This is a genomic window from Anaerolineaceae bacterium oral taxon 439 (assembly GCA_001717545.1).
Lineage (GTDB): Bacteria > Chloroflexota > Anaerolineae > Anaerolineales > Anaerolineaceae > Flexilinea.
Map to the genome: position 1 here is coordinate 1,419,588 of CP017039.1, position 11,916 is coordinate 1,431,503.

At 50.0% G+C, this 11,916-nt stretch carries 8 protein-coding genes; 3 read left to right on the plus strand and 5 right to left on the minus strand.

Annotated features, from left to right (window positions below):
- Positions 1–82: 82 nt before the first annotated feature.
- Positions 83–1,453 carry a hypothetical protein gene (locus tag BEQ56_06405; protein AOH43141.1) on the plus strand — a complete coding sequence of 457 codons (1,371 nt, stop codon included), beginning with the start codon at positions 83–85 and terminating at the stop codon, positions 1,451–1,453.
- Between the two features lie 47 nt (positions 1,454–1,500).
- Entirely contained in the window at positions 1,501–3,987 is a 2,487-nt protein-coding gene (locus tag BEQ56_06410) for an endopeptidase La (protein AOH43142.1), read from the plus strand.
- Between the two features lie 25 nt (positions 3,988–4,012).
- Here the strand turns inward: BEQ56_06410 and BEQ56_06415 are convergent, their stop codons facing one another.
- The 5 genes from BEQ56_06415 to BEQ56_06435 all read right to left on the minus strand — a co-directional run bounded on the left by BEQ56_06415 (position 4,013) and on the right by BEQ56_06435 (position 10,733).
- Positions 4,013–4,654 (minus strand): hypothetical protein, encoded by a 642-nt coding sequence (locus BEQ56_06415; GenBank protein ID AOH43143.1) that lies wholly within the window; start codon positions 4,652–4,654, stop codon positions 4,013–4,015.
- 213 nt (positions 4,655–4,867) lie between these two features.
- Entirely contained in the window at positions 4,868–6,427 is a 1,560-nt protein-coding gene (locus BEQ56_06420) for a hypothetical protein (GenBank protein ID AOH43144.1), read from the minus strand.
- A 74-nt stretch (positions 6,428–6,501) separates the two neighbouring features.
- Positions 6,502–6,777: a 30S ribosomal protein S18 gene (locus tag BEQ56_06425; protein ID AOH44436.1), complete on the minus strand. Its 276-nt coding sequence runs from the start codon at positions 6,775–6,777 to the stop codon at positions 6,502–6,504.
- 42 nt (positions 6,778–6,819) lie between these two features.
- Positions 6,820–7,110, minus strand: a complete 291-nt coding sequence (locus tag BEQ56_06430) for a 30S ribosomal protein S6 (protein AOH43145.1) — start codon at positions 7,108–7,110, stop codon at positions 6,820–6,822.
- A 563-nt stretch (positions 7,111–7,673) separates the two neighbouring features.
- A complete protein-coding gene (locus BEQ56_06435) occupies positions 7,674–10,733 on the minus strand; it encodes a hypothetical protein (protein ID AOH43146.1) in 3,060 nt (1,019 codons plus the stop codon).
- 337 nt (positions 10,734–11,070) lie between these two features.
- On the opposite strand from BEQ56_06435, the gene BEQ56_06440 reads away from it, so the two are divergent.
- On the plus strand, positions 11,071–11,775 hold the full coding sequence (locus BEQ56_06440; GenBank protein AOH43147.1) for a hypothetical protein: 705 nt from the start codon (positions 11,071–11,073) through the stop codon (positions 11,773–11,775).
- The last annotated feature ends 141 nt before the right edge of the window (positions 11,776–11,916 follow it).

Below are 11,916 nucleotides of genomic sequence, written 5' to 3' on the forward strand. Positions count from 1 at the left end.
CGTGTAGGCCGCGCCTTAGAATAAAATAAGAATCGACGGAAACGAATTTTCGCGGGGGAAAGACTGGTAAAATTGGGCGTTGATGAAACGCTTAGGAACGATCGACGAGGCGCTGGACGCAATTTATTCGTTCGTGGATTACAGCATGACGCACGTTCAGACGACCGACGCGGCGGTTTTTTCTTTAGCGAAGATCCGGGAGTTAATGACGCGTCTGGGCAATCCGCAGGAGACGTTCCGTTCGATTCATGTCGCCGGGACGAAGGGGAAGGGCTCAGTCTGCGCGCTGATGAGTTCGGAGTTGTCGTCCTATGGCTATAAGGTCGGGTTTTATTCCAGTCCGCACCTGATCGATTTCAACGAGCGTTTTCAGATTAATGGGAAGATGATCGGGAACGGCAGGCTTCTCGAATTGATCAACCGGGTTTTGGCGGTGATCGACGATGGGTTTCGTCCTTCGACGTTCGACCTGATGACGGCGATTGCGTTCTGCTGGTTTGCCGAGGAGCGGGTCGATTTCGCCGTTGTCGAGACGGGATTGGGCGGGCGGTTGGATTCGACGAACGTCGTGAATCCGATTCTGACCGTGATCACGTCGATTTCAATGGATCACACGGCGTTTCTCGGCGATACGATTGAGGCAATCGCGGGCGAGAAGGCAGGAATCCTGAAAGCGGGGGTCCCCGCTGTGGTCGCCCCGGAGCATCCGGACGCCCTGAAAACGATCCTGACGCGGGCGAAGGCGATCGGCGCCCCTGTCGTCAATGTCCGGGAAACGTACGGCTTTCAGCGTGTCGCGGACGATGTTCATGGGCAGGACGTTCTTTTCTGGCGCCGCGTGGACCAGGCGGTTTTCAATCGATGGCTTGACAGCGCTGCGGATGAGTTTTCGCCCGCGCGTTTTCATTTGAATCTGGTCGGGCTGTATCAGGTCCTGAACGCGGCGACCGCCGCCGCGGGGCTGATCCGGTTGAAAGCTGACGGATATCTTCCTGACGCAGGGCTCAGTTTTAACGGTTTCGCGGGCGCCGAATGGCCCGGCCGGTTTGAAGTGATGCGGCTTGACGGGGAACGGACGGTCGTCCTCGACGGGGCGCATAATCCCGATTCGGCGGAAAAGCTGACCGTCGCCGTGAACCGTTATTTTGGCGTAAGGCGGATCGGCTTCGTCGTCGGGTTTTCAGAGGATAAGAACGCGGCGGCGATGATCGAGACGTTCGGAGCGGTCGGGGCGGTCTTTATTGCGACGCGCTCGACGCATCCGCGCGCGGCGGATCCGGCGGAAATCGCGGCGCAGGTTCGCGTCAACGGACGTCCGGTTTCCGTCTGCGAGACGTTGGAAGGCGCGCTGGCGGAAATGAGGCGGATGACGGACGTGGAGGTTTTTATCGTGACCGGGAGCTTATTCGTTGCCGGCGGGATGCGGTCTCTGCTGCTTGGACGGGAATTGTAAAAAACGCGGCTGGTTTTGTCCAGCGCCGCGGTTGGAGTAAGGAAGCTATGAACAGAAGTAAATGGTCAGATGACGAGGAAGCTTTCGAAGGATTGGCGTCGATGACGGATCGGGCGGAAGAGCTTTTCGGGATCCCGAATACGCCGATCGACGACGCTGGCGGTTTCGTCGCGCCGATTTTTCCGATGCGCGAGGTGGTTCTCTTTCCGCGGATGATTACGCCGGTTTTTTTTGCGGGCGACGCTGAGCTGCAGGTCGTTGAGGTCGCGCAGCAGATCAAGCAGACGATCATTGTGGCTTTTCCAAAGGATCCGAAGAAAAAGACGTATTCGAGGAAGACGGATTTCCTGCCGATATCGGTTGAAGCGGCTTCCGGATCGGTCGTTTCGCTTCCGGATGATCATTATTCTGTCCTGCTCCAGGGGCGGCGGCGGGTCAAAATCCTCGAAACGCGGAAGCAGGATGGGTTCCATCTGGCGTATTGCTGCCCGATCGACGACGAGGTCAAGCTGACGAACGCGATGAAAGGGCTGATCCGGTCGACGAAGAATTTATTCGAACGTGTCGTTTCGCTGGATCGGAAGCTCCCCGACGAATCTTATGGGCTGGCGTCGTCGATTGACGATCCGATCTGGCTGGCGGATATGATCATGACGACGGTGACGATCCCGCGTCAGGATCGGCTCGCGATTCTTCAGGAGGCCGATCCTGTGAAGCGGCTGAATCTGGTGAATCGGGCGTTGGCGGCGGAGCTCTCGATTCTGGAGGTTGAATCGGAAATCAGCGAGAAGGTTCAGGACGAGGTTGACAGAAGCCAGCGAGAGTTCTACCTGCGCGAACAGGTTAAAGCGATTCAAAAGGAGCTCAACGAAGAAGATATTTTCACGCGGGAAACCGAAGAGCTGCGCGCGAAAGTCGCGGAGAAGGGTTTCCCGGACGCGGTCCTGGCGGTTGCGGAGCGTGAAGTCGATCGGCTGGCGGCGCTGCCGCCGATGTCGCCCGAGATTACGGTCTCGCGGACGTATCTGGATTGGCTTCTGGACCTGCCCTGGACGGAGACGACGGAAGATAACCTGGACGTGCGCAACGCCGAACGCGTCCTGAACGAGAATCATTACGGCCTGAAGAAGGCGAAGGACCGGATCCTCGAATATATTGCGGTTCGCTCGCTGAAGCCGAAAAAAGAACGCCAGCCAATTCTCTGTTTCGTCGGGCCTCCCGGGACGGGAAAAACGTCGATCGGACGGTCGATCGCGGACGCGCTGGGGCGGGAGTTCGTCCGGATTTCGTTAGGCGGGGTCCGCGACGAGGCGGAAATCCGCGGCCACCGTAAAACCTACGTCGGCGCGCTCCCGGGGCGTATTCTTCAGACCATTAAACGCGCCGGAACGATTAATCCGCTTTTCATGCTCGACGAGATCGATAAGCTGGGGAACGATTACCGCGGAGATCCGGCGTCGGCGCTTCTCGAGGTATTGGACCCGGAACAGAATAACACCTTCGCGGATCATTATCTGGAAGTTGAATATGACCTGTCAAAGGTGATGTTCGTGACGACCGCGAATTCGCAGGACGCGATCCCAACGCCGCTGCTGGATCGGATGGAGGTAATCGAGTTTCCCGGATATACGCCGGAGGAGAAGCTGATCATTGCGAAGGATTACCTGATCGGGCGGCAGTTCGACGAAAACGGGATCGACGCGAATGAGCTGACGTTGTCCGACGGCGCGATCCGGAAGCTGATCCGGGAGTACACTTACGAAGCGGGGGTCCGGAACCTTGAACGTGAAATCGGTAAGATTTGCCGGAAGATCGCTCGGATGAAAGCGGAGAAGCGCGCGTTCCCGGAGGTGATCGACCCGGATCAGGTTGAGACGCTGATGGGTCCGCCGCAGTTTTTCGACAGTGAAAAAGAACGGCAGGATCAGGTTGGCGTGGCGACCGGGCTGGCCTGGACCGAGAACGGCGGCGACCTGACGACGATCGAAGCGCTCTGCTTCGAAGGCAAAGGCAATTTGCAGCTGACCGGACAGCTGGGAGAGGTCATGCAGGAGTCGGCACAGGCGGCGCTTTCCTATATCAAAGCGAATACGCAGCGATTCAATATTCCGATTTCCCGGTATGAAAAAATGGATCTTCATATCCATGTCCCAGAAGGCGCGGTCCCGAAAGATGGTCCGAGCGGCGGAATTACGTTGGCGACGGCGATGATTTCCGCGCTGACGAATACGCCGATCAGGCGGGACGTAGCGATGACCGGCGAGATTACGCTGCGCGGGCATGTTCTTCCGATCGGCGGGCTGAAAGAAAAGTCGCTGGCAGCGCTGCGCGCGGGAATAACGACGGTCCTGATCCCGGAAAAAAACCTGAAGGATTTGGTCGAGCTGTCGAAAGAGGCGCTGGAACGGCTGACGTTTATCGGCGTTTCGACGATGGATGAGGTGATCCCGATCGCGTTCGGCGGCGTAGAACCGCGCGCGGCGGATTGTCCGCCGGATGATGAGACGGAGGAAACGGACGATGAAACTGACTGACGCCTGTCTTCATTATTCAAGATCGTTATGAACAAATGAACTCAGTCGGACAGTCGGGTCCCGCGATTTTCCAGAGATACAGCGAAGCGACGGTTGCGACCGGAGAATAAAGCGCGGCGCGGTCTTCGAAGAAACTCCGGTCGATTTTCTCTTTCCCGTACAGGCGGGACAATCCACGGCGGATTCCGAGATCGCCGAAGCTGATCACGTTTGGCCGCTGGAGCGTGAAAATCAGGAGCATCTCCGCGGTCCAAAGGCCGATGCCTTTCAGCGCGGTCAGCCGGTCGATAATTTCCTGATCTGGGGTGGTTTCGAATTCGGCGAGGTTAAGCTTCCCGTTCTGAATTTCGCTGATAAACGTTCGGATGGTATTCGCTTTGCGTTCCGAGACGCCGGCGCCACGAAGGTCTTCAACGCTGGCGTCGCTTAGATTTTCGATTGCGATTTTCCCGAATTGCGCGCTGATCCGTGCCAGAATCCCGTCCTGCGCTTTCCCGGAAATCTGCTGTCCGACGATCGTTGAAACGACCGCGGCGAAGGGATCCGGTTCGATCGGGTTCCGAATCGGCGGGATGATCTCGATCGCTCTGCGCAGTCGCACACAACGTCCGCTCAGGTAAGCCAAAGCGTCGTCAGAGATTGGGAAATACGGGCGTTCATGATTCATGTTTTTTTTCGGTCAGCCCTGAACTCAGCGTATTGTTGAAATTATACCAACGCCTGTAACCCGAGGAAAGACAGAAAAAGCTACCGTCCGGTTTCATAAAAACGAAAGCCCCTGTCGACCGTGGGGTCCGGGGCTTCGTTTTTGATTCAAGGCGGTCCGTCTAAAGCGGCTCTCCGCTTGGTTCAGGCGATGAGAAATCTGGCTGGCGTCCGCTTAGAACTGAACCGTGTTATACGGAAGCGTCGGCTCGGTTGGGACGTAATTCTGCCAATCGTCGCTGCTCTTAACGTTCATTTCCGCTTTGTGGTCGTCAATCCATTTCGTATACGCGGCGTCAAGACGGCTCGAGTATTCGCTCGACGTGAGCGGATGGATTTCATGTCCGATGATCTGGATGATGTGATAGCCGAAATCGCTCTGAACCGGGGCATTGCTGATCGTGCCGACTTCCTGCGCGAACGCGGCTTCTTCGAATGGCGCGACCATCCGGCCTTTCCCGAACCAGCCGAGATCTCCGCCGTTCTGAGCGTTCGAGGTATCGGTCGAGACTTCGGCCGCGACGGCGTTCCAGTCTTCTCCGTTGTTAAGGCGTTCGAGGACAGCGTTGGCTTCCTCTTCTGTCGCGACTAAAATATGCCGCGCCCAGACCATTTCTTCCTCGCGAGCGACGGTCTTTTCGATATCGTCGCGCACCTTATTTCCGAGGAGTTCGTAGAAGACCAGCTTGCGCTGAAATTCGAGGTCGGCGTATTCGTTCGACGCGAAGTATTCGTCAGAATTCTTTTTGTACATTTCTTCCGTGTAAACGGTCGCGGTCGGTTCCGGCGTTGCGGTTTCAGCGGTCTCTTCCGGAGCTTCGGTTTCAGCTCCCGCTTCGAGGGCGTCGTTTTCCGCGGGCTCGTTCGCAGTCGCTTCCTCTTCGGAGGCGACTGGTTCTTCGACTGTCTCTTCGTTCGCGGCGTCGTCCGCAGTCGGTTCCGTCGTTTCCGTTTCGATCTTTCCGGACTCGGCGGTTTCATCGACCGGTTCAGCGCCTGTGTCTTCGGCTGTCTCTTCGCCCGTGCCTTCCGGTACCGCGGTCGCGGCGGTTTCGAGCGTCAGCTCTCCGTCGGCCGTCGGGCCTTCTTCGCCAAGGCTTTCAAGATCGTTTTCCGCGGGAATTTCCGTGGGCTCCGGCGTCGCGGTATAGTTCAGCAGCTTCAGCTGTTCTTCCGACGGGGTCGCGGTTTCAGCGAACGGCAGCTCGGTCGGTTCCGGAGTCGGGGTCCCGTTCGGGAAATAACCGAACAGCGATTCCATGCGCGCGTCGATCTCAGCATCGCTGACAGTAAAGCCGGCTTCTTTCGCCGCGTCTTCGAGAACGTACTGGTCGATGAGCGTGGTGTAGACCTGCGATCCGATCAGCGAGGCGTATTCCGGTTGGAGCTGGTTTTCATACTGGCTCCGCGTCGCTTCGTCCATTTCGATCCCGAACGACTGATAGAGCTGGCGCATGTATTCGTAATTGTCGATCAGTTGGCTCCGCCGGTAGCGGACGGTCTTTTCGAAATCGCTTACGGTGACTTTATGATCATTGACTTTGGCGAGGACTTTATTGGGGCGGATTACGGTAGCGAATAACACGCCGAAAATCAGGGTCAGCGCGATCAGTCCAATGACGGCGGCCCCGGCGATTTTCAGGATCCGAATCTGCTGGTTTTCTTTTTCGTGCCGCGCGCGGTTCGCTTTATTGTTCAGGCGCGGATGTTTCGGTTCTTTTTTCTCAGTTGGCATTTTTCAAGCTCCTTTAGAAAAAAAGGCACAGAAGTCTGACTCCCATGCCTGAAATGGATATGATCGAGGCTCGCTTAGCGAACGACTTCCTGATACGGTTCCGACGTATACGGAAGAAGCGCAATCTGGCGGGCGCGTTTGATGGCGGATGCGACGGCGCGCTGATGCTTTGCGCAGGTTCCCGTCTGGCGCCGGGGGCGAATCTTTCCTTCTTCGGTTACAAAGCGGCGGAGAAGATCCACGTTTTTATAATCAATTTCTGTCGTTTTGTCAGAGCAGAACTGGCATACCTTCAATCGGGGGACGAACCGGCGACTGTTTCCACCACGGTGTTCCTGCTCATTCACAATTTCATCACTCATTACAAAACTCCCAATTTAACTCGAATGAACTTATTTACTTTCAACCGCGGTAATCATGTAGCGGAAAATGTTCTCTACGAAACGCAGATCAGACGAGATCGGTTTAATCGCCGTGGGGTCTAATTTCGCGTTAATGAGAACGTAGTGACCATCGCGCTGTTTCTGGATTCGATAAGCGAGGCGTCGTTTTCCCCAGTCATCGATTTTCTCAACTTCACCACCGCTTTCGGTGATCCAGCCTGCGACTTTATTATTCAAATCGGTAATGGACTGGTCGTCAAGATCCGGATTGGCAATATAGATGATCTCATACTGTTTCATTGCTTCTTCCTCCTTTCCTCGGGATTACTCCTGACTCTTGACGCTGCGGCCGTTCAGGAGTGGAAAGATTTTGCCGTTGGCAAATCAAACGGGATCCAGTATATCATGAATCTGAGAGTTAAGGGAGAAAGTCAGGCGAAAGTGTCAGTTGGAATAGTAAATGAAACCTAACATTCCTTGTAACATACCTCTAAATATTCACAAGCTTATAATGAATATCTGTCAGGTCATTCCTAGTAACTTCTGCTGCTAATGAATGAACTTGCGTTTGAGATTAAAAAGATCTCCGTACGCCAGGTTTAACCCATCTCGATCACTCGGTTTTATTAGCTGGGTTAGCACACATGGATTTTTGAGAAGCTTAATTCTGGCTTAGATTCCACCTATTTCAGTTGGCGAAGATTATGATTTTGCTGAAGAGTATGAGCAAGCTCGCACAGAAAATTTGCCAAGTTATATAAAAAAGTGGCTTAGCTTAGAGATTAATGGTTCCGAGTAGCGGTTTTGTCATCGCAACATATCTATATAACCACGGTAATTTGTCCAATTGTTTCTGCCCCTAATCACTGTCTGTTCCTAACCTTGGTATGACCAAAACCAGCAGGAGTAGGTTTATACCGTTTGTCGGTCGGACTATATTTTCTTATCTGAAAATCTCTTAGATCACTGATTGGAAGATTAGCTTTTATGAGTACCGAGTTTTCTCCTCCTTTTATTCGTACAAAATTCATTTCCTCAGTTGACTTTGGTGCAATTAATCGAGAATCCCCATAGTCAGAAGTATTTGCTTGTACTGCAAAGCAATGTACATCTCTTGCCACAGCCTCTAGAATATTGGAATAGTAATTCACATCTTTGTTGTACTCTACTGCAGCTAACAAGTCGATATCTGATCGGAAAAGCCCACGATGTAAAATGTCTGTTAGTTCGAAGCAATTAAACACTGTGAACACAGTTCCATGCCAATGAAACTTCTCATAAAGGAACGGCAGATTTGGCCTTTCTAAGGAAAGACGGGAAAGCTCATATGCTTCCATTGGGGAGTAATGGTTCTTTAGCCTCAATGAGGCATACAATTTGGAAAAGCCCTTCTTGTCTTTGAACGGGAGGAGGGTGGCTACTAAATTAAGAGAGTGTTTTCCAATGTTGATATGTTCTAATCCAAAAATAAAACCTACTTGACGTTTTCGTGATTGTGCTGCCATGAAAGGCAGCCAACCCAAGGGTAAGTAAACTTCAGGGAAAACAACTAGATCACATTTAGGGTCTGATTCTGCCTCATTGATTAGGTCGAAGAGCTCTTTTTGTTTTTTAAAGTTATCCAGTAAAGGTGTGTTAGATTTCATACACTGTCTGACACGAAGAGCATTGATTTTTACGTTTGCAATTCCTATGCAAAGTTGATCCGGATCTTCGCAGGGGTCCTCGGTAAAAAGGAAATCCAAGGTGTAGACCGGAAATGAAGTTTTGTTCGCTTTCGGGTCTTCTAATTTCTGGGGTTTTGTAGTAATCCCCAACTCATCCAACACGCTATTAAAGCTATTTGAATTCTCATTTCCCCTTTTTTTTGCCTCACAGTTCCCAACCAAAAATGGTCTTTCCGATGAATAAAATGGGGTTTGATCTGTATGGCCACCTTTTTGTTGACCCAGCTTAAGAATATTTACAAACACCCACAACAAAATCTTTTCATCAGGATGAATATACCTAGTTGCATTTTGCACCTTGTTATTATCCAAACCTGTAAGTTTGCTGAGATCAGCAAAGTTTAAAATAGATAAAGAACCATCATAATCTGTATAATCCAATAAAGGCCAAAACATGTTTTGGTGCCTTAATAACAAGGTAGACCTGAACCAGTTTGAGAGCCTAATAAAGCTGTGCTCCGAGATATAGTTACTTCTATCTATTGGGCTTAAATAACCCATAGCCATCGCTATCGCGATTAACATATAATGTTTAGAATTTTCCCTCATTTTTTTAGAAATTTCGTCGCAGAAATCTTTATCATGAGGCGATTTTGTTTTGCTAGTTTGTTTATCATAGCAGGGATATTCTAACTTTTTAATTGTTTTGTCGATTGTTTCTTTATACCGGTGAAAATCACCTTTCTTTTTTGTGATTGCCAACAAAGTGAATATTTTTTCCCAACTACGCATATAGTTCAAAATGTTCGTTCCTCTGAAAAATAGGAATAGATCGCGAATTGTCTGAGACTGTAACTGCTTTGGACATAACCAAGCTTTTAGTTGTTGTTTATATATAAACTGATTTAGTTTATTCTGATTTTCAGTGATTCCAATTAGACTCCGAAACTTGTAAAGTGAACCGTTGTACTGTAAGTCATATGCCTCATCGGATAAATTTTTATACTCTTCCTCTGCTGGTAAAAACCGAAATTCACTTGATCTTTTTCTAATTTCTTCTTTAAATTCCTTCAGACCCGCCCAGCTGTGATCATGCTGATAATAGTGAACAATAGTTTTGCTCGATTGGACATGGAGGTATGAATAGTCTTTGACACGATATGTAACTTCTCTATCACAGACCTCCCGACTATTTTCTTTATCTAGATGTTCATCATCAATTTTATCCGTCACATTAGCTAAGATTTCTGTATTGACAAGGAACTCTTGGATGAGGTTAGATGTGGACTTGTTATGAATATTCAATTTTGGCACATTCAATACGATTAATAAATCATCCACATAACGACCATAATAAATCGGACGGAGCAGCTTCGTAATAGCATCATCAAGTTTTGTTAACTCCCAGTTCGCTATTATTCCTGAACTGTAAAGACCAACTGGAAGTCCAATTGGTAAATCATCCCCTTGTGATAGAGTTCCTTTTTCAAAATCATGTCGAAAAAGGGTGTTCTCTATGAAAGCTCTAATTTTATCGTGATATTTTTCGTGAATTTTTTTTAGTCCATTATTGAGATTCAGGAGAATGTGCTGTCTTTGACCTGAGGTTATTTTTACAATTTCTTCTTCAATTGAGTCCCAATTTGCTTCGAGCCGGTGATAGCACTGCTTCAAGTCAAGGGCGATGAGTAAAACATTCTGGTTTTGTTCAAGCTGGTGTAAGCCCTCTTCTACTGCTTTGTCTCTCCATATCCCATATTGTCTAAAATAGGTTTTGAAGAGATTAATCTGATTAGTGTTTTCGTCGCTTGCTTCATAAACAACGTTTATCCTATTACCATAGCAATCTGCTGTTAGCTTCTCATCCAATATCTTCCCCACCAATCGACACCAAAGAATGCTAAGAATATGGAGAGGTATGCTTCCAGAAAAGTAGAAGAAAATGTCTTCGACTTCGTATTTATCTTGTTCCCTAACATTACTGATTAGATTCTCAGATTTTTTACCATGATATTGGATTTTTTTTGGTAAGAGAAGGGTGTCAATTGTATCTATTTCCTTCAGAAACCAAGTCGATTCACTATCTGGGTCTCCCAGGTACGATTCTATTCTTTGAATAGACTCCGAAATCACATTATGAAAATTGTTTTTTTCGAATTCCGCTATAGATTCTCGTAGGAACAGGTTGCTGGTATCATAATAAACTTCACGTTTAAGTTGTAAGTATGCTAATCTGATTTCTTCTGATAATTTCATTGTTCTCCAGTAATAGTTGTAGTATAAATTTACTTGAGATGTCTTGTGCCCTAATTTTACTTGTAACGTGCTTTTAAAATGTGGCTGTGTTTACTGAATAGGTTGACCAAAGCAATTATGTGGCGTATGATTCAAAATATTAAACCGCAGTTCGTATTGACCGCTACTTAAAAAACTTCCGAGAGGGCGGAAGTTTTTTTATTCGCCGCAGTCGCGTTTATCGAGCGCGAAACCAGAAACGATTTGCTCATGTTTTTTTCTACCTGTTTCGAATTCGCGTATTATAATAGAAGCGGACGTTAAGGTCACGCAAGGGAAAAAAGTATTTCTTCATGAATTGGAGGATTTCGATATGAGCAGCGTGTTGTTTCCGTTCTGGGTATGGTTATTAATCGTTTTGATTATTATCCTGATTGTCTTATGGTTCCTTTTCCGCCCATCCGGCGAAACCGAATCAGCTGGTTCCGATTCTCATTCCGGTGGGGACGCTGTGCACGATGACGCTGAGGCAGCGTCCGTTTCCGACGCTGCGTTCGTCGATGAGGTCCCGGCTGAGATTGAAGAAGCGGTCGAGTCGGAGGAGGTCGGCGTGCTGCATGTGGTGGATGCCGGCGACGAAGAGGATACGGAGAGCGATCCTGACGAAGCGACGGAAGCGGTTGTCGCGGAAGCTGTAGCTGCTGAAGGGGACGCGGCGGAAACCCTCGACGAGGAGATTGAAGATGTCGTTGTTTTTGAAGGCGATCTGGACGGGAAATCTGCCGCGGTGGTCGAGGCTGAGCCGGTCGTGGAAGACGACTTGAAGATTATCGAAGGCATCGGCCCAAAGATCGAATCCATCCTGAAACAGGAAGGCGTCAAAACGCTGCGCCAGATTTCTGAGATGGGACCAGACGCGATTCAAACGATCCTGACGAAACATGCGCTGCGGTTGGCGAACCCCGCCTCCTGGCCGGAACAGGCTCGATTAGCGGTCGCGGGCGATCGGCAGGCGCTGGCGGAGCTTCAGGATAGGCTGAAGGGCGGGAGGATCGTTTCGTAGCTGATTTTCGGTCCTGATAAGAAATTAAATCGTTTTTCTGAAACCCCGAACCGGAGACGGATCCTGCCTCCGGTTTTTTAGCGTGCGGTTTCCTTTTCTGGATTTCCGGGATAAATCAAACGCGCGGCTTGCTTGCCGCGC

Bases quoted from the DNA above. Each gene is read 5' to 3' on its own strand.
- BEQ56_06405 (AOH43141.1), top strand. From the start codon at position 83: ATGAAACGCTTAGGAACGATCGACGAGGCGCTGGACGCAATTTATTCG.
- BEQ56_06410 (AOH43142.1), top strand. From the start codon at position 1,501: ATGAACAGAAGTAAATGGTCAGATGACGAGGAAGCTTTCGAAGGATTG.
- BEQ56_06415 (AOH43143.1), bottom strand. From the start codon at position 4,654: ATGAATCATGAACGCCCGTATTTCCCAATCTCTGACGACGCTTTGGCT.
- BEQ56_06420 (AOH43144.1), bottom strand. From the start codon at position 6,427: ATGCCAACTGAGAAAAAAGAACCGAAACATCCGCGCCTGAACAATAAA.
- BEQ56_06430 (AOH43145.1), bottom strand. From the start codon at position 7,110: ATGAAACAGTATGAGATCATCTATATTGCCAATCCGGATCTTGACGAC.
- BEQ56_06435 (AOH43146.1), bottom strand. From the start codon at position 10,733: ATGAAATTATCAGAAGAAATCAGATTAGCATACTTACAACTTAAACGT.